Annotated in this window: 23 protein-coding genes; 10 read left to right on the forward strand and 13 right to left on the reverse strand. The window is 41.8% G+C overall.

The window, feature by feature from the left end; translation table 11 throughout:
- The first annotated feature begins 39 nt into the window (after positions 1 to 39).
- The 3 genes from TH606_RS00075 to TH606_RS00085 are packed head-to-tail and all read left to right on the forward strand — an operon-like array spanning position 40 to position 3,494.
- Positions 40 to 219 carry a glycyl radical enzyme family protein gene (locus tag TH606_RS00075; protein WP_068540352.1) on the forward strand — a complete coding sequence of 60 codons (180 nt, stop codon included), beginning with the start codon at positions 40 to 42 and terminating at the stop codon, positions 217 to 219.
- Complete coding sequence (locus TH606_RS00080; protein WP_068540353.1) at positions 219 to 1,433, forward strand: cation diffusion facilitator family transporter; 1,215 nt, start codon at positions 219 to 221, stop codon at positions 1,431 to 1,433. The genes TH606_RS00075 and TH606_RS00080 overlap by 1 nt, the downstream gene beginning before the upstream one ends.
- A gap of 60 nt (positions 1,434 to 1,493) precedes the next feature.
- On the forward strand, positions 1,494 to 3,494 hold the full coding sequence (locus tag TH606_RS00085) for an AsmA family protein (protein ID WP_068540355.1): 2,001 nt from the start codon (positions 1,494 to 1,496) through the stop codon (positions 3,492 to 3,494).
- Between the two features lie 25 nt (positions 3,495 to 3,519).
- On the opposite strand, the gene queF is transcribed toward TH606_RS00085, so the two are convergent.
- The 10 genes from queF to TH606_RS00135 all read right to left on the reverse strand — a co-directional run bounded on the left by queF (position 3,520) and on the right by TH606_RS00135 (position 12,977).
- Entirely contained in the window at positions 3,520 to 3,909 is a 390-nt protein-coding gene (queF, locus tag TH606_RS00090) for a preQ(1) synthase (RefSeq protein ID WP_068540356.1), read from the reverse strand.
- A gap of 8 nt (positions 3,910 to 3,917) precedes the next feature.
- A complete protein-coding gene (locus TH606_RS00095) occupies positions 3,918 to 5,279 on the reverse strand; it encodes a 4Fe-4S binding protein (protein ID WP_197460469.1) in 1,362 nt (453 codons plus the stop codon).
- The gene (gpmI, locus tag TH606_RS00100; RefSeq protein WP_068540358.1) at positions 5,269 to 6,822 is read right to left on the reverse strand and encodes a 2,3-bisphosphoglycerate-independent phosphoglycerate mutase; all 1,554 of its coding nucleotides are present in this window, start codon (positions 6,820 to 6,822) and stop codon (positions 5,269 to 5,271) included. The genes TH606_RS00095 and gpmI overlap by 11 nt, the downstream gene beginning before the upstream one ends.
- Entirely contained in the window at positions 6,809 to 7,237 is a 429-nt protein-coding gene (rsfS, locus tag TH606_RS00105; RefSeq protein WP_231887711.1) for a ribosome silencing factor, read from the reverse strand. Before rsfS ends, gpmI begins: the two co-directional genes overlap by 14 nt.
- A 234-nt stretch (positions 7,238 to 7,471) precedes the next feature.
- The gene (locus tag TH606_RS00110; RefSeq protein WP_068540362.1) at positions 7,472 to 8,206 is read right to left on the reverse strand and encodes a YkgJ family cysteine cluster protein; all 735 of its coding nucleotides are present in this window, start codon (positions 8,204 to 8,206) and stop codon (positions 7,472 to 7,474) included.
- A 1-nt stretch (position 8,207) separates the two neighbouring features.
- Positions 8,208 to 8,906 (reverse strand): phosphoribosyltransferase, encoded by a 699-nt coding sequence (locus tag TH606_RS00115; protein ID WP_068540363.1) that lies wholly within the window; start codon positions 8,904 to 8,906, stop codon positions 8,208 to 8,210.
- A gap of 55 nt (positions 8,907 to 8,961) precedes the next feature.
- Positions 8,962 to 10,236 carry a dihydroorotase gene (locus TH606_RS00120; RefSeq protein ID WP_068540364.1) on the reverse strand — a complete coding sequence of 425 codons (1,275 nt, stop codon included), beginning with the start codon at positions 10,234 to 10,236 and terminating at the stop codon, positions 8,962 to 8,964.
- Positions 10,233 to 11,156, reverse strand: a complete 924-nt coding sequence (locus TH606_RS00125; protein WP_068540365.1) for an aspartate carbamoyltransferase catalytic subunit — start codon at positions 11,154 to 11,156, stop codon at positions 10,233 to 10,235. Before TH606_RS00125 ends, TH606_RS00120 begins: the two co-directional genes overlap by 4 nt.
- A 54-nt stretch (positions 11,157 to 11,210) precedes the next feature.
- The gene (locus TH606_RS00130) at positions 11,211 to 11,732 is read right to left on the reverse strand and encodes a ferritin (protein ID WP_068540366.1); all 522 of its coding nucleotides are present in this window, start codon (positions 11,730 to 11,732) and stop codon (positions 11,211 to 11,213) included.
- A 48-nt stretch (positions 11,733 to 11,780) separates the two neighbouring features.
- A complete protein-coding gene (locus TH606_RS00135; protein ID WP_068540367.1) occupies positions 11,781 to 12,977 on the reverse strand; it encodes an aspartate aminotransferase family protein in 1,197 nt (398 codons plus the stop codon).
- Positions 12,978 to 13,148: 171 nt separating this feature from the next.
- Here TH606_RS00135 and TH606_RS00140 point away from each other — a divergent pair, with 171 nt between their 5' ends.
- Positions 13,149 to 13,355 (forward strand): cold-shock protein, encoded by a 207-nt coding sequence (locus tag TH606_RS00140; RefSeq protein ID WP_013907609.1) that lies wholly within the window; start codon positions 13,149 to 13,151, stop codon positions 13,353 to 13,355.
- 309 nt (positions 13,356 to 13,664) lie between these two features.
- Here TH606_RS00140 and kdsB read toward each other — a convergent pair whose 3' ends face one another.
- Positions 13,665 to 14,399, reverse strand: a complete 735-nt coding sequence (kdsB, locus tag TH606_RS00145) for a 3-deoxy-manno-octulosonate cytidylyltransferase (protein ID WP_068540368.1) — start codon at positions 14,397 to 14,399, stop codon at positions 13,665 to 13,667.
- Between the two features lie 73 nt (positions 14,400 to 14,472).
- Here kdsB and TH606_RS00150 point away from each other — a divergent pair, with 73 nt between their 5' ends.
- The 4 genes from TH606_RS00150 to TH606_RS00165 are packed head-to-tail and all read left to right on the forward strand — an operon-like array spanning position 14,473 to position 16,885.
- Positions 14,473 to 14,814 carry a cupin domain-containing protein gene (locus TH606_RS00150; protein WP_068540369.1) on the forward strand — a complete coding sequence of 114 codons (342 nt, stop codon included), beginning with the start codon at positions 14,473 to 14,475 and terminating at the stop codon, positions 14,812 to 14,814.
- 22 nt (positions 14,815 to 14,836) lie between these two features.
- Positions 14,837 to 15,220 carry a phosphoribosyl-AMP cyclohydrolase gene (hisI, locus tag TH606_RS00155; RefSeq protein ID WP_068540370.1) on the forward strand — a complete coding sequence of 128 codons (384 nt, stop codon included), beginning with the start codon at positions 14,837 to 14,839 and terminating at the stop codon, positions 15,218 to 15,220.
- On the forward strand, positions 15,204 to 16,079 hold the full coding sequence (gene hisG / locus TH606_RS00160) for an ATP phosphoribosyltransferase (RefSeq protein ID WP_068540371.1): 876 nt from the start codon (positions 15,204 to 15,206) through the stop codon (positions 16,077 to 16,079). The genes hisI and hisG overlap by 17 nt, the downstream gene beginning before the upstream one ends.
- 35 nt (positions 16,080 to 16,114) lie before the next feature.
- Positions 16,115 to 16,885 carry a tetratricopeptide repeat protein gene (locus tag TH606_RS00165; RefSeq protein ID WP_068540372.1) on the forward strand — a complete coding sequence of 257 codons (771 nt, stop codon included), beginning with the start codon at positions 16,115 to 16,117 and terminating at the stop codon, positions 16,883 to 16,885.
- Here the strand turns inward: TH606_RS00165 and TH606_RS00170 are convergent, their stop codons facing one another.
- Both TH606_RS00170 and TH606_RS00175 read right to left on the reverse strand, forming a co-directional pair.
- On the reverse strand, positions 16,886 to 17,110 hold the full coding sequence (locus TH606_RS00170) for a DUF2905 domain-containing protein (RefSeq protein ID WP_068540374.1): 225 nt from the start codon (positions 17,108 to 17,110) through the stop codon (positions 16,886 to 16,888).
- Entirely contained in the window at positions 17,097 to 17,675 is a 579-nt protein-coding gene (locus tag TH606_RS00175; RefSeq protein ID WP_068540376.1) for an epoxyqueuosine reductase QueH, read from the reverse strand. The genes TH606_RS00170 and TH606_RS00175 overlap by 14 nt, the downstream gene beginning before the upstream one ends.
- A gap of 202 nt (positions 17,676 to 17,877) precedes the next feature.
- Here TH606_RS00175 and dnaN point away from each other — a divergent pair, with 202 nt between their 5' ends.
- Together dnaN and gyrB are read left to right on the forward strand one after the other, a co-directional pair.
- Positions 17,878 to 18,996, forward strand: coding sequence for a DNA polymerase III subunit beta (dnaN, locus tag TH606_RS00180; RefSeq protein WP_068540378.1), 1,119 nt, complete (start codon positions 17,878 to 17,880; stop codon positions 18,994 to 18,996).
- A gap of 2 nt (positions 18,997 to 18,998) precedes the next feature.
- Positions 18,999 to 21,383: a DNA topoisomerase (ATP-hydrolyzing) subunit B gene (gene gyrB / locus TH606_RS00185; RefSeq protein ID WP_068540380.1), complete on the forward strand. Its 2,385-nt coding sequence runs from the start codon at positions 18,999 to 19,001 to the stop codon at positions 21,381 to 21,383.
- Positions 21,384 to 21,391 lie beyond the last annotated feature (8 nt).

Raw genomic sequence — 21,391 nt, forward strand, 5'->3', positions numbered from 1 at the left:
TTAGGTTCTTTAAAAAGAATTAGCTAAGGAGGCCCTTTAGTGGAAATTTATCGTGAATTTGAGTGTTTTTCCTGTGGTTATAAATGGCGTGTTCCTTTTGGAACTGGCCGTGTTTTTACCTGCCCTAAATGTAGCAGCTTAAAGATCAGGCGCACCAACCCTGGCCCTCCGAAAGGGCGAGGAGGTTGGCGCTGGCGTTTGAGGGGCAGACGAAGATAATGGAAGATTCTCGCTCTCTTGCCCGGGTAGCATTATTAGCTGCTATTTTCAATCTCTTTTTGGCTGCTGCTAAATATGCCCTGGGAAAGTATGCTGGAAGCCTTTCTCTTCAAGCAGATGCCCTTCATTCTTTAACAGATGTCATAGGCTCTGTTTCGGTTTTCCTGGGATTAAAATTTTCTGAACGCAAAAATGAATCCTTTCCTTACGGATTATATAAACTTGAAAACTTAGCTGCCCTTTTAACTTCGGGTTTTATTTTTGTAGCGGCTTATGAAATTCTCAAAAACGCCCTTCATGCCTCAAGCAAGCTGGTTGTAGCCAATATCCCTCTAGCCATTTTAAGCCTTTTGATAATGACTGGGGCCCTCTGGGCCTTTTCACGCTGGGAATACAGTATAGCCAAAAAATCTGGCTCTCCCAGTCTGGCGGCTGATGCTGAACACATGAAAACAGAACTTTTTGGCACCGTAGTAATTGTAATTGGCCTTTTAGGCGGAATGTTTGGGTATCCCTGGCTTGATAGAATAGCCGCCCTGGTGATAGCCATTATCATCTTCCGTATTGGCTGGGAAATAATGATTGATTCCTTTAAAGTTCTTCTGGATATTGGCCTTGAATCAGAAATTATCACTCAAATAACCCAGATAATTAATTCTTTTCCTGAAGTAGTAGAAATAAAAAGCTTAGCTGGCCGCCGTTCAGGAAGGTATCGCTTTTTAGAGATTGAACTGGTGCTGGATGCCCACACTTTAGAAGAAGCCCACGAAATCGTCACCATGATTGAAGAAGAAATTTATGACCGCTTTCCTGATATTGACCGGGTTATAATTCATTTTGAACCACCGGCTTTGGAGGAGATAAAAGTGGCCGTTCCTTTAGATGAAAAAGGCCAAATAACTTCTCATTTAGGCTGTGCACCTTATTTTTTGTTTTTGACTATTAATTGTAAAAAAAGGCCCCCTGAAATTGTTGAGCAAAAAAGAACTTCTAATCCATATTGTAAAGAGGAAAAACGCCGCGGAGTGCTGTTGGCCGAATGGCTTAAAGAACAAAACGTCAATATTTTTATAGTTCCTTCTGATGATAATAAGGCCCGAGGCCTTTTTTACGCCTTGAGTTCCCTGGGCATAAAAATTCTTTTTCGCCCGGATATTAGCCTGGAAGAACTTCTTAAAAATCCACCCTGTCCAAAAGGTAAAATTAACTTTTAAGTAGAAAACATTTTAATCTTGGTTAAAATCAACACAAAAAAGAAAAAGAGAGGGATGGAAATGGGCAAAATCACCAAAATTTTAGGAGCTATTTTAGTTGTAGTTATCGTCGTAACAATTGTTCTTTATTTTGTTGCCAGCCGGTATCTGACTCCAGAAAGGATCAAAGCCTTTATAGTTCCTCCACTTGAAGAGGCCACCGGTCTTAAGGTTTCTATCGGCGATATTAAAAGGGCCGGTCTTTTTGGGGTTAAGGTAAACCAGGTAAAATTTTTAGACCCTGTAGTTAAAAAAGATGTAATCTCGGCAGATGAATTACGCTTAAGCCTTAAACTTAGCCCCCTTTTAAAGGGAAAACTCGTTGTCTCTGAAGTGGCCTTCATAAGGCCTTATATTTTCGTCATCCGAGAAAAAGATGGTTCAATTAATTTAACCAAGTATTTCGCTCCCGAAGAAACTGCGCCCACGCAAGAAACTCCCCCAGCCCAAAAAGAACCTGCTAAACTTGCCCTTATTTTTCAAAGTATAAAAATAGAAGCTGCCAAAATAAAATTCGTTGACCAGAAAAAAGAGCTACCTCCTGCTGAAGGCACTTTTTCTTTAAACGGCGGGCTTAAATTAGAGGGAACATCCCTTGTTTTCACCGGAGACGGCCAACTAAACGTAAAGGTTGATAAATATCCTCTGGTTGAAGATTTACGCTTTAACGCCCTGGTCAGGGGAAAAGAAAATCAGATAAAACTTGTCGGTGGAAAAATTCTTAAGGGCAAAGTTCTGGGTGAAATAGTCCTCAATGAAGAAAAAATCAAAGGCCTTATAAGGCTTTCCCAGGCAAGTTTTAAGGAAGGCGAAAACCTGGCTAAAGTCCTTAAGCCATATCTTTTTCCCGAAGCAGAAATTCCTGCTTTAGACGGAGGTTTTGATGTAGAAATAACGCTTGCTGGCACCATTTCAAAACCCATAGTAGAAAGCTCGGTTTACCCGAAACCTCTAAAAATATATCAAAAGCCTTATACGATAGTGGCAGAAGGAGAAATAAAAGCTTCTGTGGAAGAGGTTCTTCCCAAAATTAATCTCACCGTAAATGGAGAAAAATTCTCTATTAATGGAAAGGTTTCTTTAAAAGAAGCCTTACCCCGGGCAGACCTTTTAATCTCAGCTCAAAAATTAAATTTGAAGGCCTTAATCCCTGAGGGAGAAAAAGAAGCTCCTGAGAAACCTTCTCAACCAGAGGAGAAAAGAGTTTCCCAAAAGAAAAAGGCCTCTTTAGTCCTACCTATTACTGGAAAAATTCGTTTTAAGGCCGAGGAAGTTTGCTATCAGGTTTGCGCTAAAGACGCCAGGGCAGAAATAGTTTTAAACAAAGAGCGCCTTGACCTAAAAAACTTTAGCTTTTTCCTGGCAGGGGCCTTGGCTCAAGTAAACGGCAATGTTACCAATCTTTCTGATACACCTAAAATCAAATTTGCCTATTCTCTCGCTGGTGCCGACTTGCCAACCCTTGCCCAGAGCTTTTTTAGCAAAAGTGATTATTTTGCCAGTGGAAAGGTCTGGACTGAAGGAGCTTTTTCAGCCCTGGGAATAGAAGCCGAGGCTGTTAAAAAAACTCTTACTGGTCAGGGCAACGCCCGGTTTATGCAATTGGGTTTAAAAGAAAACAATATTACCTCTCTGGTAGCCCAGGTTTTAAGGATAGAAGAGCTTAAAGCCTTAAAATTTGACCAGGGTAAACTTAATTACGCCGTTGCTAACGGCTGGGTAAACGTTAAAGGTAAGTTTTCCCGTGAAGGTCTGCTTCTTAATTTAACAGGCCGCGTTGGCCTTGATGGCCGGCTAGACTTAATACCTCGTCTTCTTTTTAGTGGGAAATATGCCTCTCTTTTTGCCAAAAACTTCCCTGGTGCTTCTCTTTTTAGAACCCAAAAAGGCTATGAGGTGCCTTTATCTATCGCTGGCACTTTAGAAAAACCAAAGGTTTCTCTCAAAGAGGTAGAAGAAAAAGTAAAGGAAAAAGTCAAGGAAAAAGCCGTAAAAGAGATTTTTAAACTTTTAGGGCAGTAAAACTCACCTGGAGGCCTTCTGGCCTCTAGGTGTTTTCATTTTTGCGACGTTCTACGGTAATAACGGTGTGAACATTACCACGAGGATGAAAATCCCCTATCACTTTCAGGTAGCGTGGCTCTAAAGTCTTCCAGAGGGCGTCAAATATTTCGTTAGTGGCTGCCTCATGCGAAATATAGCGGTTGCGAAACTTATTCAACCAGAGTTTTAGTGACTTTAGCTCTACGATTTTTTGATCGGGAATATAGCTAAGTTTTATGGTGGCAAAGTCAGGATATCCCGAACGTGGGCAAAGGCAGGTAAACTCTGGAAAAGTTATTTCAATAAGGTAATCCCTGTCCGGGTAAGGATTGGGCCAGGGCTCAAGCTCAGCTTCAAGAATAGCTTTTTCTCCATATTTGAGTTCTTCTGACATCTTTCTCCCTAGCAAAAAACAAAATAAAGAGTTGATATCATTACGATTAAACCAACAATACCAAAGAAATTTATTTTAGGCACTATCCCTTCAAATTCTTGAGAATAAAAAATCCAGGCCACGTAAAAAGCTCCTATACCTCCCACAATAATAAGAGTCTTTAACGTCAGAATTATTAGCCATTCAGGAACAACAAATCCCAGATGCTCTAATTCTAAACCGAATTGTCTCCCCAGAACCGGGAAAAAATTACCAACTTCATGCAAAAAATAATCAAGGCGATAGGTAAGCTCTCCGGTAAAGGCCATAGGCACCAGGACTGGCACCATAGGCGAAAACTTTCCAAAAAGCTCGTCTTCAAAAAAAGTAAAAAGCTTTGCTCCCAAACGAATAATTCCAACAAAAAATATAAACCATAATCCCAAAATAATGGTAAAAGCTATAGCCTCAGAGTTTGCCAGAGAAGCCTTAAAAGATTGATACCAGACAGTTTTTTCCTGAATAAAACGAGAAAGCTGGGAAGCCATTAAAAAGGGAATAATATAAGCACAAGTAAGATACCTTCCCTTATTGATAATCAGTTCTTTTAACGGGTGACGCAAAAAAAGCCGTGGAGAATCTCTATCACAAAGAGGAACACAGTGGCCACAAACTAAGCAAAGCAAATTATTTTTAACGGCATAAGCCCCAAGATACACTGGACAACCTGGAATATTTCCTTTTCCCCTTTTACAGGGAAAGTCTTTACAGCCGCGGCACTTTTCAAGAAGCGGGCGAAACTCAAGGATAGACATGGTAGCTGCCGCACCGATAATTTTTCCCATAGGGCAAAAGTGGCGGCACCAGGCCTGACCTTTGTAAAGAATGGCAAAAACAGTAGCGCCCAACAAAATAGAAATAAGGAGTAAAGAGGTAAGAAAAGGCGAGTATTTCATGTGAGTAACGGCTTCCACCCATAAAATCAAGGCCAAAAGAATAGTAGCACCGTAGGCACAATATTTAGAAAAGGTTTGTAGAGGGAGCTTTTTCCGGTATAGCCCCAGTTTTTGAAAAATTCGCCCTATACCAGGAAAGGGGCAGACTCCACACCACATACGCCCTACAAAGAACCAGGAAAGAACAATTGACGTCCACCAAACTCCCCAGGAAATAAATAACATGATGTTTCTGGATGGGTCTTGAGGCCCAAATAAGCCCATAAGAATCAGAATAGTAAAAACTATATCACCAAAAGTTCTAAGAATAGCGAAGTTGCGACGATTACTGAAGAAGCTTTTTAAGCGCGGAAAAAGTTCAAAGAGGTCAAGACGGGCCTCAGGGTCATATACAAATAAAACTTTTAAGATTTTTTTTAAGGTCTTAAGTTTCAAATAGTATTTTGCCTGTCATCTCTTTAGGTATTTCAAGCCCCATCAGGTACAAACCCGTTGGGGCAATATCAGCCAGAATTCCTCCTTCTAAAAGCTTCTTATTTTTCATTTTATCATCAACCAGATAAAATGGTACCGGATTACCGGTATGAGCGGTAAAAGGGCCACCTGTTTCAGGGTCAATCATCATTTCACAATTACCGTGATCTGCCGTAACAATGGCAGGGGCACCGCCTGTAACCTCTCGCCAGGCTTTAAGAACCTTTCCCACGCACTCGTCAACTACTTTCACCGCCTTGATAGCGGCTTCAAGCACTCCTGTATGGCCTACCATATCACCATTGGCGTAATTCATCACGATGAAAGAATACTTATTGCTTTTGATTCTTCTGATAACCTCTTCGGTTACTTCATAAGCGCTCATTTCAGGCTTCTGGTCATAGGTGGCAATGTCTCGCGGTGAAGGAATGAGTTTTCGCTCTTCTTTAGGAAAAGGTTTTTCCTCACCGCCATTAAAAAAATAAGTAACATGGGCATATTTTTCAGTCTCAGCGGTGCGAAACTGGTAAAGACCTGCTTTGCTTATCACTTCGCCCCAGATGTTGACCAAATGCTCTGGGGGAAAAGCTACCGGCAAATCAAAAGTCTCGTCGTATAAAGTCATACAAACGTAATAGGCAAGTTTAGGCCACTTTTGACGGTCAAACTCGTTAAATTTTGGGTCTGTAAGAGCCCGGGTTAGCTCACGGGCTCTATCAGCCCTGAAATTGAAGAATATGACCACATCGCCGTCATCTATTAAAGCCAGAGGCTTATTATCTTTTATTATCACCGTGGGGGTGATGAATTCATCTGTTTCACCACGGTTATAGGCCTCTTTTACCGCCTCCAGTGCATCAGAGGCCTTAAGGCCTTCTCCCAAAACCAGTGCCTGGTAAGCCTTAGCCACCCGCTCCCAGCGTTTATCTCTGTCCATAGCGTAGAAGCGGCCACTAACAGAGGCAATTTCTCCGCAACCAAGTTCTTCCATCTTTTGTTTTACCCGGGCCATATATTCTATGGCACTCTGGGGAGGGGTATCTCGCCCGTCGGTGAAAGCGTGCAAAAATACCCTATCGCAAAGGCCTTCCCGTTTGGCCAGCTCAAGGAGTGCAAACAGATGTTCAAGGCTGCTATGGACACCTCCGTCTGAAACCAAACCCAAAAGGTGGACCTTCCCCCCTGTTTCACGAGCCCTGGCAAAGGCCTCTTTTAAAACCGGATTTTCAAAAAAAGAACCGTCTTTAATGGCCATATTTATACGGGTTAAATCTTGATAAACTATTCTTCCTGCCCCGATGTTAAGGTGACCCACTTCAGAGTTACCCATCTGGCCTTCAGGAAGGCCAACGGCTTCTCCCGAACATTTAAGCAAGGTAAAGGGATATGTTTCTTTTAAGGCATCAAGGTTGGGTGTGCCTGCCAGGCGAATAGCGTTACCTTCAATTTCTTCACGATAACCCCAGCCATCAAGAATTATGAGTAATAACTTATTCGCTTTCATTTTTCTCTTCCGTAGTTTCTGGTATAACCAGGCCCCAATCTTCTGGTTTAATCCGGGCGGCATCCATCCAGAGACCTTCTATATCATAAAACTCCCTTACTGGTTCAAAAAACAGATGAAAAACCACGTCTCCGTAATCCATAAGCACCCACTGGCCCTCAGTAGTCCCTTCAATGCCCAAGGGAGTAATATGTTGTTTGTATAATTCTTCTTCCAAGTAGTCAGCTACCCCTTGCACATGCCGCGCTGAGCGAGCGCTTGCTACTAAAATAAAATCTGCATAAGAAGAAAGGCCCCTTACGTCTAAAATTACTAAGTCATGGATTTTTCTATCCAGGGCTAACTGGGCCATAAGGCGGGCAAGGTCTTCAGGTTTTAAAACAGGCTTCTTGGGGGCTAAGGCTTCTTTTTTCACTCGGCTGTTCATACCTCCTAAAAGTGTTTATTTTAAAGAGACTGCTTCGCCCATACGAGCTCGCAGTGACCAAATATAGATGGCTAATGATAGTAATTCTTTTTTTATCATTGTGAACCAACTTTCCTTGTTATTGTGAGGCTACACCAGCAGCCGAAACAATCTCAACCTATGTCTTTTAACTTTTGCAAAAATCTCCTTAAAATATAACGCAATTAAATAGTCGCATAAACTTTACGAAGATAAATAGTCTTTAAAAATAGTTTTACGCAAAAAGTCTAAACCAAGACGCAAAAGTTTTTCATCGTCTTCAAGGGCTTCTTTTATCTCTTCCGTAGAGAAAAACTGTTTGAAAACTTCTTCTGTGGTTAGATATTCCTTTAAAGTCTCCAGGCCATAACAGGCTGTATAAATCATATCCAGTTCATCAGCAGAAAGAGGTCTATCCATGTGTTGGCGGGCAAAAACTATTTCGCTGAAAAGGTCATTAAATTCGTAGTAAGGCTCAAGGCCCTGTTCTTTTATCCAATCTCTTACGGTTATAGGGCGCTTTTCAAAGTGACCTTTGCAATGGGTCTCTCTTATTATACGATAAATTTCAAAGGGCTTACCTTCTTCGTCACGTCCGGTAAAACGCGCCAGTGGATACGTGCGACAGGAAGCAGGACGGTCTGCATAGACAGAACACCCTTCTTCTCGCAAAAAAGGGCAGGCAAAATCTTGCGTTTTCATCCTTACAGAGATTACAGGGAGCTGGGTGAGGTCACCCAGATAAAAGTCAGCATAGCGGTCTATAAATTCTCTTGAAGAAAGCCCCAGAGCCTTTCTTAAACGCAAAAAATCGTAGGGACTTAAAACCAAAGTTACATCATAACAGCAGAGATTAAAGCAAGATATCCCCGGATAACAGGCGAATTCAAAAACATCATCAAGGGTTAGTTTGCGGTGGTCAAAAACCGGCTGTTCCATTTTAGCCCTCCGTGTTAAAGTAGCCAGCCTTTTTGAGCAGGCTTATAACTTCTTCTGGAGATAAGTCATACCAGTTTTGATAAGCATCTGCCACCGCAAAGAAAGCTCCTCCTCGCAGGTTGGCACAGTAAAGCTCATCAGCTAAAGGAGCGATTTTTTGAATGGCCTTTTCAGAGGCGGTGGGCACAGCCACAATAATCTTTGAAGGCTTGTGGCGGACAACTTGTTTTATAGCAGCCATCATGGTGTAGCCTGAGGCCAGGCCGTCATCTACCAGAATAACCTGTTTATCTAAAAGCACAGGAAAAGGTTTGCCCTGCCTGAATAGAGCTTCCCGTTTAGCTAAATCTTTCTTTTCTATAACAATTTGAGCTTCTATTTCTTCCGGGGATAGTCCAGCATAAGCTACCAGTTCTTCGTTTATAAGGATATCTCCCTCTGAGGTTATAGCTCCAAAACCTGCTTCCGGGTTATCTGGAAAATGAATTTTGCGAACAATGATTAAGTCAAAGGGAAGGCCTAGTTTTTTGGCGATAGTTAGGCCTACTGGAACGCCTCCTGCTGGAATAGCAAGGACTATAGCATCTTTTGCCTTTTGATATGGTTTAAGCATTTCCGCCAGCACTGAGCCGGCTTCTTCCCTGTCACGGAAGACATAAACTTTATTGGTAAGAATTTTATCAACGAAGACTTTGCCCATTTCCCCACCTCCCACTACAAAGATAGGGCTTATTTAGGGAAAGGCAAAGATTTAACTAAAGGCGGGAAAAAACTATTTTTCCTGAGATTATAGTTAACACGGCCTGGCCTTTCATTTCCCACCCCAGGAAGGGCGAATTCTTACTCTTTGAATGAAGGGCTTTTTCATCAACCACCCAGATTTTTTCAGGATCAAAGACGGTAATATCTGCTGTGTGACCCGGTTTTAAAGTGCCTCCATCAATCCCTAATATCCTGGCCGGGTTACAGGACATAAGCTCTACCAGGCGGGAAAGGGAAATAACTTTTTCCTTTACCAGACGCAAACCCAAAGGCAGAGCTGTTTCAAGGCCTATTAGCCCACAGGCTGCCTTTTCAAACTCACAGAGTTTTTCAAGGGGACTATGAGGGGCATGATCGGTGGCAATGGCGTCCAGGGTGCCATCAGCCAGGGCCTCTTTTATAGCCTCGCGATCAAGCTCACTTCTTAAAGGTGGATTAACCTTGGCGTTGGTATTGTAACCAAAGGTGGCCTCTTCTGTTAGAGAAAAATAATGCGGCGCCGTTTCAGCAGTAACGGGTATCCCTTCCTCTTTGGCGCGACGAATAATCTCTACCCCTTCTCTGGTTGACACATGGGCAATATGGATTGGCGTTCCCGTAAGCTTGGACAGCATGACTTCGCGAAAAATAGCGATGGCCTCTCCTTCAGCGGGAACACCTTTAAGGCCAAGCTTAGAAGAAGCCAGACCCTCGTTTACATGGCCACCTTTAGAGAGGGACAGTTCTTCAGCGTGTGAAATAATAGGTAAGTCAAAATTTTTAGCGTACTCCAGCGCAAGTCTCATAAGGTAAGCGTCTGAAACAGGAAAGCCGTCATCAGAGAGGGCTGCCGCCCCTGCTTCTTTGAGCTCTCCGAACTCTGTTAAGCTTTCTCCCTTTTGACCTTTGGTAATACAGGCCACGGGATAAACGCGAGCACGCCCTGCTTCTTCAGCCTTTTTAAGGATAAAGCGTGTAACCTCGGCGTTGTCATTGGGAGGTTTAGTGTTGGGCATACAGGCCACCGCGGTAAAACCCCCGGCCACCGCGGCTTTAGTACCAGTTTCAATGGTTTCTTTCCATTCTTCGCCTGGCTCGCGTAAATGAACATGCATGTCTATAAAACCCGGGCAAACCACTAAACCCTGACAATCTATAATCTTTGCGTCTTCAGCAGAAATGTTGGGCGAAATAGCCTCTATTTTTTGGCTGGAAATTAAAATATCGCCGATTAAATCAAGCTTTTGGGAAGGATCTACTATACGGCCGCCTTTTAAAAGAATCTTCACGCTCCACCTCCAAGAAGGAGCACTAATAAAGCCATGCGCACAGCCACGCCGTTTGTTACCTGCTCAAGGATGACGTTTCGCGGGTCTTTTTCAAGTTCTGGGTGAAGCTCAACTCCCCAGTTAATAGGGCCGGGATGCATGAGAATACAATCATCTTTGGCCAGGGCTAAACGTTCAGTATTTAGGCCAAAATGGCGGGCATATTCTCTTACTGAAGGGAAAAGGGCCCTTCCGTGGCGTTCTTTTTGCACGCGCAGGGCCATAACAACGTCGGCGTCTTTTAAGGCCTCTTCCAGGTGATAACAAACTCTTGCTCCCAGGGCTTCTCGTTCTGGCGGAAGCATGGTGGCTGGCCCGCTTACAAAGACCTCTGCTCCCATTTTACAGAAAGCACAAATGCCAGAATGCGCTACCCGGCTATGGCGAATGTCTCCGATTATGGCCACTTTTAACCCTTTAAAGGACCCTTTCTTTTCTCTCACTGTAAGAAGATCTAAAAGGGCCTGGGTGGGATGGGCATTAAAGCCGTCACCGGCGTTTATTACCCTGGTTTTTACGTGTTCAGCAATAAGATGGGGGGCTCCGGCGTTGGGATGCCTAATGACAAAGAGATCTGCCCCCATGGCCTGGATATTAAGCACTGTGTCTATCAAAGATTCCCCTTTTTCCACACTGCTCATACGGGCAGTAAAGTTAAAAACATCTGCCGAAAGAACTTTAGCTGCTTTCTCAAAAGAAAGACGCGTGCGTGTGCTGGGCTCAAAAAAAAGATGGGCCACTAATTTTCCTCTAAGAGTGGGAACTTTGGGAATGGGACGCGATAGTACTTCTTTTAGGGCTTCAGCAGTGTCAAGAATAAAATTTATTTCTTCAGGCGCAAGAGAAGCAATGTCAAGTATGTGTTTTTTTGAGAAGTCCATAATAAAGCCCCTGGCTTAAAAAGGGATACCAAAAGGCCAGGGGCTGGTCAAGCTTTACTGCACTTCCTGGGTAAGACCAGTAAAATCAAGGTTTCGGCTGGAAAGCTCCCGGTCAATCATAAAAAGGGCCTCAGGTGAATCTTTGACCAGGCGCATCTGAGCCACAATACTTCCAAAGGAATCCTCCTCTTCCACCTGCTCAGTAATAAACCACTGGAGAAAAATCTGAGAAGCGTGGTCTTTTTCCTGCTGGGCCAGTTCCATCAGATTATTAATGCGACGGGTAACTTCTTTCTCGTGATTTAAAGCGTATTCCATAACCGCCAATGGGGATTCCCAATCTGTAGGCGGTTTGTCTATGCTCTGGAGTTCCACCTTGCCACCGCGCTCGTTAATAAAATTATAAAACTTCATGGCATGCATAGTTTCTTCCACGGCCTGGGCTTTCATCCATTTAGAAAATCCTGGCAAATTAAGGCTGTCAAAATAAGCTGCCATTGAAAGATAAAGATAGGCTGAATAAAGCTCCCACTTTATCTGTTCGTTAAAGGCCTTTTCCATTTTTTCCGTAAACATAACCGCCTCCTTTTAAAAATTTTTAAGTTAAGAATAATTATAAATTAATCATTTGGCAATACTGGCTAAAGCTTCATCCAGGGCTTCGGCCAGGGCGTCTATTTCACGGTAAGCAATAATAAGGGGTGGAGTAAAGCGTAAAACTCGGTCTTTTATCACGGTTATTAAAATACGCTTTTCGTAAAAAAGCAATTCGCCAATAGGATTAGCGGAAACTTTTAGTTCTAAAGCCTGCATAAGGCCTTTACCTCTGACTTCAGATACCAAGTGGCTATATTTATCAGCAAGATTTAGTAGCTTTTGGCGCAGGGCCTTACCTTTTAAAACTACCTCTTCCAGAAAACCTTCTTCAAGGATTTTATCAAGAACCACCAGGGCTGCGGCACAACTAACAGGGTTTCCGCCAAAGGTGGAGGCATGGGTGCCAGGTTCAAAGGCAGCCATAACTTCTTCAGTAGCAAGAAGAGCCCCAAGGGGCATTCCGCCGGCCAGGCCTTTTGCCAAGCACATAATATCAGGTTTTACACCTGTCCATTCGTAGGCAAAAAACTTCCCCGTGCGGCCGATACCAGTTTGAATTTCGTCAAAGATTAGTAAGGCGTTATATTTATTCGCTAATTCGCGTGAAGCCTTAATAAATTCTTCGGTAAGCGGGATAACCCCTCCCTCGCCGATAATGGGTTCAAAAATTATGGCGCAGGTATTTTCAGAAAAGGCTTTCTCAAGAGCGGAAATATCATTTGGTGGCACGTGTTTAAACCCAGGGACAAGCGGCTTAAAACCTTCCCAGTAAACCGGCTGACCGGTGGCGGAAAGGGCGCCGTAAGTACGACCATGGAAAGAATTCTCTAGGGCTATTATTTCATATTTTTCCGGGCCAAAATTTTTCCAGGCATAACGCCTGGCCAGTTTCAAGGCCGCCTCTACCACTTCGGCTCCACTATTGGCAAAAAAAACTCTCTCGGCAAAAGAGTTTTCACAAAGCTTTTGGGCAAGCCTTGCCTGAGGCTCTGTCCAGTAGAGGTTGGACACGTGTATTAATTTTTGGGCTTGCTCACAAATGGCCTGAGAAAGCTCTGGATGGGCATGCCCCAGAGCACAGACAGCTATGCCAGCGCAAAAGTCTAAATATTCGTTTCCTTCTTCATCGTATAGACGAGACCCTTTTCCCTTTACAAAAGCTACAGGAAAACGTTTGTAATTTTTAGCCAAATATATTTCTCCCAAGTCTTTTATATAAGCCATTTTAACCTCCTGATTTGTTTTTGCCTGCCTCTAATTTTGCCAAAATTTTTCTATATTCAGCAAATACTTTTACAAAAAATTTGAAAATTATTTTATTTTTTTCTTTACTTTTATTTTGGCATAAGTATAATGCTCTTTAAGTATTAAATTATTTAGGAGGATTTTAGTAACATGGTTAAAGGTAAGGTAAAATGGTTTGATGAAAAGAAGGGCTATGGTTTTATTTCTAGAGATGATGGTGGAGATGTATTTGTTCACTTTTCTGCCATCCAGATGAATGGTTTTAAAACTCTCCAGGAAGGCCAGACAGTTGAATTTGAGATTACTCAGGGCCCCAAAGGAGAACAGGCGGCTAATGTTACGGTAGTAGAAGAATAATAATAATTTTTCTTAATAAGTGACTAAACGAGGCCCCGTTTGGGGCCTTTTTTATTTTGAAGACCTTTGCAAAATTCTAAGATAGCCACAGCCTTGCGACAAGGATTGCTTCACCCCTGGCGGGGCTCGCAATGACACAGCATAAAAAAGGCTTACAATGACAAAGTAAAGTTCTGTAATGACAGCTCATTTTTTTCACTATGAATAGTATATTCCCTATTCTCACTGCGAGGAGACCGGGACAGGCGAAGCAGTCTCAGGAACCAGTGAGACAGTCAATTAAAATGTTCTGAAAAAGTTTCTATTTTGCTATTTAGCTAATAATTTTTCTATCTTTTCTAAATCTTCAGGAGTATCCACTTCTGGACAATCATATTTAGTAATAGAAACAGCTATAGGATAGCCATATTCTAAAACCCGTAATTGTTCCAATTTTTCTGCCTGTTCAAGCTCTCCAGGCTTTAAACGCACAAAGGTATCAAGAAATTCTTTTCGGTAAGCATAAAGGCCTATGTGGCGCAGGTAAGTCGGGCTTGGACCAGGTGGACGATAAAAGGGAATCAATGAACGCGAGAAATAAATAGCCTGTCCCTTTCTGTTAAGGACTACTTTGACACGGTTAGGGTCGTGTTTTTCTTCTTCGCGTTCAATAGGTACAGCCACCGTAGCCATAGGAAGGTCCGTATTCAAAAGAAGAGGCTTTACCAGTTCTTCTATAACTGCTGGTTCAAGAAGGGGTTGATCAGCTTGAATGTTTACAATGATGTCGTCGGGAGAAAGACGCAAAATATCTGCTGCCTCAGCAATCCTCTCGGTGCCACAAGTATGATTTTTAGCAGTGAGAATCGCCTCACCACCAGCTTCTTTCACGGTTTTTTTAATCCTTTCGTCGTCAGTAGCCACTATAACTTTTTCCAAAATTTTACTCTTTCTAGCTCTTTCATAAACATGGACAATCATAGGACGACCGGCTATCAAGGCCAGCGGTTTGCCAGGCAATCTGGTTGAGCCGTACCTTGCGGGAATAATGCCATAAATTTTCATAATTCCTCCGTTGTTAAAATGACATTTCATTTTTATATACTTCGTTTATAACGCAAAGAGGAGGTAATAAAACATGATTTACTTTTTCCCAGCCCAAGAAATAAAGTTTGAAAATCATCCTAAATTTAACGGGGTGAAATGGTTCCCCATGATAGACAAAAGCAAGACAGACCGTATAAGTGTTTGTTATTTACTTATTGAACCTGGAGTGGAAATTCCTGTACACATCCACGACCCCCAAATTGATTCTATTCTCGTGCTTGAGGGAGAGGCTGAAATTTATATGAACGGTAGCTGGCAAAAGGTAACAGCTGGTGACTATGTATTCGTACCAGCTAAAGAAGAGCACGGGGTAAAAAATATAGGGCAAAAACCGTTAAAGCTCTTTATAGTTCACTCACCGCCGTTATATTAAAAGGCCTTTACAAGGAGGAAAGATGGTAAGACCTGATTTTAAAAAGGCTGGTGGACTTATCCCTGTTATTGCTCAGGATTATAAAACCGGCGAAGTTTTAATGCTGGCTTACATGAACGATGAGGCCTGGGAAAAAACTTTAGAAACCGGCAAAGTCCATTATTACAGCCGCAGTCGTAATAAAATATGGCTAAAGGGAGAATCTTCCGGCCACGTGCAGCTGGTAAAAGAAATTCTTTTAGACTGTGACCTTGATACGGTTTTAATTAAAGTGGAACAGTTAGGTGGTGCTGCCTGTCATAAAGGTTATCGTTCCTGTTTTTATCGCCGATTAGAAAATAATGAGTTAAAAATTATCGGCAAAAAAATATTTGATCCAGAGGTGGTTTATGGAAAGAAAGCTTAAACTTGGCATTCCTAAAGGGAGTCTGGAGAAAGCTACTATAGAACTTTTTGAAAAATCTGGCTGGCGTATAAATGTCCATCACCGCAATTATTTTCCTGATATAGACGACCCGGAAATTGAATGTGCCATATGCCGTGCTCAAGAGATGAGCCGTTATGTGGAAGAAGGTATCCTTGATTGCGGTATAACCGGAAAAGACTGGATACTTGAAAATAATTCTGATGTTCACACCATCACAGAACTTATTTACTCCAAAGTAAGTAAGAGGCCGGCGAGATGGGTGCTGGCGGTGCCTGCAGATTCTGAGATAAAAAAACTTGAAGACCTTGAGGGCAAAAAGATTGCCACGGAGCTTGTTAATTTCACTAAACGCTATTTTGCCGAAAAGGGTATAAACGTAACAGTAGAGTTTTCTTGGGGTGCCACGGAAGCCAAAGTGGTGCAGGGACTGGCTGACGCCATTGTAGAGGTTACAGAAACTGGAAGCACTATCAGGGCTCACGGGCTAAAAATTATTCACGAACTAATGCAAAGTACTCCCCAGTTCATTGCTAATCACGAGTCATGGAAAGACCCCTGGAAAAAGAAAAAGATGGAACAGCTGGCTGTCATGCTCAAAGGGGCTTTGAGGGCTCATCGGCTGGTGGGCCTCAAAATGAACGTAGCCGAAGAAAATCTCAAAAAAATAGTTGAAATACTTCCCAGTTTAAACGCCCCTACTATTTCACCGCTTTATCAAAGTGACTGGTTTGCCGTGGAAACAGTGGTCTCTGAGGATATAGTGAGGGAACTTATTCCTAAACTTTTAGAAGCAGGGGCTCAGGGAATAATTGAATACGCCTTGAATAAGGTTATTTAAAAAAAATTACTTTGGGCTTTAAAATAGTTTAAAAAATGAAATTTTCTAAGCTTTATTTATTATTTTTTTTATTAGGTTTGGTGGCTTGTCAAAGTGCTGAACCGCCTTCTACTTTTTATCAAGAAAGAGCCAATGTTCATTTAGAAAGAGCCTACATTTATTATCACGAAGGGCGTTTAGCTGAAGCCTTAAAGGAAGCCTTTTCAGCCCAAAAAGTCTATCCAAAAGACCATAATATTTACAACCTAATTGGCCTTATATACATGGATAAAGGCCAATACGATGAAGCCGAAAAATACTTTAAAAAGGCTTTGGAAATATCTCCAAACTCTCCAGAAGTTCTTAATAATTTAGGATCACTTTATTTAGTTAAAAATGATATACAAAAAGCCATTTCTTATTTTGAAAAAGCATTAAAAGATCCTTTCTATCCGAAACCTTTCATAGCTTATACCAATCTTGCCTGGGCTTATTACAAATTGGGAGATAAAGATAAGGCTATTTTTTACTTAAACAAGGCCCTTAATTATAACCCCAGATATTCAGTGGCTTATTTTTACAGGGGGTTAATAGCCCTGGAAGAAGATTTACTTGAAAAAGCAAAGCTTGATTTCCGCCGGGCTATACGCTTTAACCGCCAGGATATGGCCTCACGATATTACCTGGGAATAGTCTATTTGCGTTTAAATCAGTTGGAAAAGGCCAAAAAGATATGGCGTTCTATTTTAGAGCTTGCTCCTGAATCTCGCTGGGCCTTAAAGGCTGAAGAAAAACTTATGACTTTAGAAGAGCTTGAAGGTTCTTAATCACTTACGAAATATTAACGAAAATATAAGGGTTAAAAGAATACTTAAGAGAATACATGTTCCTAAAGGAAAATAGAAAGTAAAATTATCTCTTTTAATCAAAATATCACCGGGAAGCTTACCAAGAAAAGGTATTTTACTTCCAACAATCATTATCCCGCCAATAAAGACCATAAAAAGGCCTACTAACACTATAATTTTTCCTAAATCTTCAAAAGGGTTCATTTTTAACCCTCCTCATTTTCTTACGAAATTTTTTGTCATAGCGTTCCTGTTCACTAAATATACAACCACAATAAGGCTGGCGGTAGATGTCAAGCTTTTTAGCTTCTTCCTGCCCTTCTTCCCAGCCAGCTCTAAAATCGCGATATAAAAAGGGAATTTTATGGCGAAAAGAAAGGTCTTCAGCTATATCTCTTATTAACTCGTGGGCCTGATAACGGCTGTAAAGGAGCGTAGTAGTAAAGGCTAAAGCCTTTTCTTCAATGGCTTTTTTTACCACCTGTTCAAGCCTTATCAAATAACATATCTCACAGCGCTTATGTTCCCGATAAATAACGGCCTTAAGAAAATCCCTGAGGCCGTAATTGGTATCATAAATCACGGGTAAATTTTTAATTTCTGATACCTCTTTTAAAGCCCGAATCCTTCTGCGAAATTCCTGATAAGGGTGTATATTAGGGTTAAAAAAATAACCTGTTACATCAAAACCTTCTTCGCGGAGTTTTTTTAACGGATAAAGAGTGCAGGGGCCACAACAAATATGAAGCAGAATTTTAGATTTTTTCATTTTCGTCATAATCATGAAGATTTGTTTAAAGACCTGTTAAAAAGGTGTTGAAATTTATGTTGAAATATTTTACCTCAAAATTTAAACAAAGTTTTCAACAATTTCTATTATTAGAAAATCCTGGCTTTTACCTTTTTTTTAACAATTTAAACCCACTATATAAACAAAATTTTTTAAAAAGAACTTAATATAGGAGTAAGAAATGAAGCTTATTGTGGAAAAAGATCCCCTTTTAAAAGTACTTTCTAAAGTTCAAGGAATAGCTGACCGTAAATCAAGCATGGCTATCCTTTCTACAGTTTTATTCAAAGTGCTTGATAACGGTATCGAAATTTCGGCCACTGACCTTGAACTGGGTTTTAAATCCTACCTTGAAGCTGAAGTTGAAACTTCAGGAGAATTAGCCATCCCTGCTCGTAAATTTTATGAAATAGTAAAAGACTTCCCTCACGAGAGACTTATACTTGAAGAAGAGGGCCATTTCCTAAACATAACTTCTCCAGGAGATGACGATGTCTTTTTTCGTCTGGCCTGCCTTCCAGCAGAAGATTTTCCGTCTCTTCCAGAAACAGATGACGCAAGCCTTATAGAAATAACCAGTGACATGTTAACGGAAATGATTACTAAAACTATATTTTGTGTGGCCACTGAAGAAACACGTTTTATTCTTTCTGGTATTTATATGGAACAGCCCACAGAGGAAGAAGTTCTTCGTCTGGTAGCTACTGATGGCCACCGTCTGGCAATGATAGACCGCCAGATTGAAAATCTCTCAAAACTTAACCTTAATCCAGGAATTATAGTTCCTAAAAAAGCTGCTCAGGAAATAAAGAAAATTGCCCAGGATATCCCCCTATTGCAGCTAGGCCTGCGGGATAATCACCTCATCGTGGCTATGCCTAATATGATGCTTACCGCTCGTCTAATTGATGGCCAGTATCCTGATTACCGAGCAGTTATCCCTGAGTTACAAGAAAATCCACTGATTTTGCCACGCCAGAAATTAATTGAGGCCTTAAAACGCACTTCAATTATCTCTGCAGATCGCTATCGTCCGGTAGCTTTTCACCTGAATCCAGGTCATCTTACACTGGTCTCTCAACATCCAGATCTTGGTGAGGCCCGCGAAAAAATACCTATAAATTATGAAGGTGAAGAAAATATCTTAAATTTTAACGCTAAATATTTAATAGAGGCTCTTGATGTTATGAATTCAGAGGAAGTAGAATTTTATCTAAAAGATGAAGACACTCCCTGTGTCATAAAAGGCCCAGAAGATTTTGGTTTTCTTTGCCTAGTAATGCCCATGTCGAGTGTTTAGCCATGGAAGATAAATATAAAGCTTCACAAATAAAAGTATTAGAAGGCCTGGAAGGGGTAAGAACGCGGCCAGCTATGTATATTGGTTCAACTGGCCCAGAGGGGTTTCACCACCTTCTCTGGGAGGTGGTGGACAACGCTGTTGACGAGGCCTTAGCCGGCTTTTGTACTGAGATAAAAGTTATCATACACGAAGATAATTCCATTACTGTGGAAGATAACGGCCGTGGTATCCCCATAGATATTCACCCTACAGAGGGTATTCCCGCTCTTGAAGTGGTGATGACCAAGCTTCATACTGGCGGTAAGTTTGACCATAGTGTTTACAAAGTCTCTGGAGGGCTACACGGAGTAGGGGTCTCGGTGGTAAATGCCCTTTCTGAATGGTTGGTAGCGGAAGTCCATCGTGACGGAAAGATATACCGTCAGAAATATGAAAGAGGGGCTACGGTAACTACCCTTGAAGTGGTGGGGGAAACAGATAAAAGCGGAACCATTATAACTTTTAAACCAGACCCTGAAATTTTCGGCGAACTTGAATTTGACTATGAAGTTATAGAAAATCGCTTAAGAGAGCTCGCTTTCTTAAATCCCAGGGTAAAGTTTATTTTAATTGATGAACGCACCGGGGCTAAACAGGAGTTTCACTACAAAGGCGGTATTATAGAGTTTGTTAAATATTTAAACCGTCGTCGTGAAGTGATAAATAAAGAACCTATTTATGTTTCAGGCGAAAAAGACCTGGTCCAAATAGAGGTTGCCCTTCAGTATCACACGGGTTTTAACGAAATCTGTTATTCTTTTGTTAACAACATAAACACTAAAGAAGGCGGTACTCACGTTATTGGTTTTAGGGCGGCTTTAACCAAGGCCATAAATCGTTATATTGCTACCCATGATAACCTGCCAAAGGCTCTTAAAATCAAGGTAGAAGGAGATGATGTTCGCGAAGGTCTTACCACGGTAATTTCAGTTAGGATTCCTGACCCCCAGTTTGAAGGGCAGACCAAGACTAAACTTGGTAACAGTGAAATTAAGCCCCTGGTAGAATCCGTGGTTTTTGAAGGTCTTTCGCGCTGGTTTGAAGAGCACCCCAAAGAAATTCGCCAGATACTGGCCAAGATTGTGGAAGCAGCCAGGGCCCGTGAGGCTGCTCGCCGTGCCAGAGAGCTGGTACGCAAGAAAGGCCAGGCCTTAGACGTAATGATGGCGGGAAAGCTTGCTGAATGCCAGTCAAAAAATCCTGAAGAAAGGGAGCTTTTTATCGTTGAGGGAGACTCAGCAGGAGGAAGTGCCAAGCAAGGGCGAGATCGCCGTTTCCAGGCTATTTTGCCACTTAGGGGTAAAATTTTAAACGTGGAAAAGGCTCGTTTTGACAAGATGATTTCTTCTGAAGAGATACGCCAGCTGGTAGCGGCTCTGGGTACGGGTATCGGCCCCAAAGATTTTGACCCTGACAAATGCCGTTACCACAAAATCATTATTATGACTGACGCTGATGTTGACGGCGCCCACATAAGAACACTCCTTTTGACCTTCTTTTATCGCCAGATGATACCTCTGGTGGAAAGAGGTTTTCTCTATATTGCTCAGCCACCACTTTATCGTATCGTTGAGGGCAAAAAAGAAACTTATCTAAAGGACGACCAGGACCTTGACGCTTATTTGTTTGAAAGGGCGGTTAAAAATATTGTTATAGAAATAGACGGCAAGGTTTTTTCTCAGTCTGAGGCTAAAAAGTTTTTAAAAGAACTGGCGGCTTTCGAAGAAGCCTTGCAGGAGCTTTCACGCAAGGGAATCTGGCCAGAAGCAGCTATGGTTCTTTTAAACGCAGGCGTTAGCCGGGCTGACCAGTTTTCAAATCGCGAATTTGTAGAAAATCTCGCTTCTTTGTTTAAAGATAAGGGTTTTCGCACAGGTAATATTCGTTTAAGCCGTATTAGAGACGACGCTTACGAATTTGACGTTTCTTCCCGTGAATTTTCTTATCTTTTCTTTACGGTGAGCCCAGAGATTCCTGTTTTTAAGGAATATCGTAAGGCCCGTAAAAAATTTGAGTCTCTTAAGGACTATCTTGGTAAACCTATAAAAGTTACGGCAAGAGGTGAAGAGAAGACCTTTGAAATGCTTCGCGATTTTCTTGAATTTATAAGAGAAGAAGGCCGAAAAGGTATTCATATTCAACGTTATAAAGGCCTGGGTGAAATGAACCCCGAGCAACTCTGGCAGACCACCATGAACCCTGAGACGAGAAGGCTTTTACAGGTAGATATTTCAGACGCCTCTATGGCTGATGAATTATTTAATACACTAATGGGAGAAAAGGTTGAACCAAGGCGCGAGTTTATTCAAACTCACGCTCTTGAATACCGGGAGTTAGACATTTAGGAGGTAGC

This window comes from Thermodesulfatator autotrophicus, assembly GCF_001642325.1.
Classification (GTDB): Bacteria; Desulfobacterota; Thermodesulfobacteria; order Thermodesulfobacteriales; family Thermodesulfatatoraceae; genus Thermodesulfatator; species Thermodesulfatator autotrophicus.

Excerpts from the sequence above, each read along its gene's own strand:
- TH606_RS00080 (WP_068540353.1), top strand. The coding sequence starts at position 219 with ATGGAAGATTCTCGCTCTCTTGCCCGGGTAGCATTATTAGCTGCTATT.
- TH606_RS00085 (WP_068540355.1), top strand. The coding sequence starts at position 1,494 with ATGGGCAAAATCACCAAAATTTTAGGAGCTATTTTAGTTGTAGTTATC.
- queF (WP_068540356.1), bottom strand. The coding sequence starts at position 3,909 with ATGTCAGAAGAACTCAAATATGGAGAAAAAGCTATTCTTGAAGCTGAG.
- gpmI (WP_068540358.1), bottom strand. The coding sequence starts at position 6,822 with ATGAAAGCGAATAAGTTATTACTCATAATTCTTGATGGCTGGGGTTAT.
- TH606_RS00110 (WP_068540362.1), bottom strand. The coding sequence starts at position 8,206 with ATGGAACAGCCGGTTTTTGACCACCGCAAACTAACCCTTGATGATGTT.
- TH606_RS00115 (WP_068540363.1), bottom strand. The coding sequence starts at position 8,906 with ATGGGCAAAGTCTTCGTTGATAAAATTCTTACCAATAAAGTTTATGTC.
- TH606_RS00125 (WP_068540365.1), bottom strand. The coding sequence starts at position 11,156 with ATGGACTTCTCAAAAAAACACATACTTGACATTGCTTCTCTTGCGCCT.
- TH606_RS00130 (WP_068540366.1), bottom strand. The coding sequence starts at position 11,732 with ATGTTTACGGAAAAAATGGAAAAGGCCTTTAACGAACAGATAAAGTGG.
- TH606_RS00135 (WP_068540367.1), bottom strand. The coding sequence starts at position 12,977 with ATGGCTTATATAAAAGACTTGGGAGAAATATATTTGGCTAAAAATTAC.
- TH606_RS00140 (WP_013907609.1), top strand. The coding sequence starts at position 13,149 with ATGGTTAAAGGTAAGGTAAAATGGTTTGATGAAAAGAAGGGCTATGGT.
- kdsB (WP_068540368.1), bottom strand. The coding sequence starts at position 14,399 with ATGAAAATTTATGGCATTATTCCCGCAAGGTACGGCTCAACCAGATTG.
- TH606_RS00150 (WP_068540369.1), top strand. The coding sequence starts at position 14,473 with ATGATTTACTTTTTCCCAGCCCAAGAAATAAAGTTTGAAAATCATCCT.
- hisI (WP_068540370.1), top strand. The coding sequence starts at position 14,837 with ATGGTAAGACCTGATTTTAAAAAGGCTGGTGGACTTATCCCTGTTATT.
- hisG (WP_068540371.1), top strand. The coding sequence starts at position 15,204 with ATGGAAAGAAAGCTTAAACTTGGCATTCCTAAAGGGAGTCTGGAGAAA.
- TH606_RS00165 (WP_068540372.1), top strand. The coding sequence starts at position 16,115 with ATGAAATTTTCTAAGCTTTATTTATTATTTTTTTTATTAGGTTTGGTG.
- TH606_RS00170 (WP_068540374.1), bottom strand. The coding sequence starts at position 17,110 with ATGAACCCTTTTGAAGATTTAGGAAAAATTATAGTGTTAGTAGGCCTT.
- TH606_RS00175 (WP_068540376.1), bottom strand. The coding sequence starts at position 17,675 with ATGAAAAAATCTAAAATTCTGCTTCATATTTGTTGTGGCCCCTGCACT.
- dnaN (WP_068540378.1), top strand. The coding sequence starts at position 17,878 with ATGAAGCTTATTGTGGAAAAAGATCCCCTTTTAAAAGTACTTTCTAAA.
- gyrB (WP_068540380.1), top strand. The coding sequence starts at position 18,999 with ATGGAAGATAAATATAAAGCTTCACAAATAAAAGTATTAGAAGGCCTG.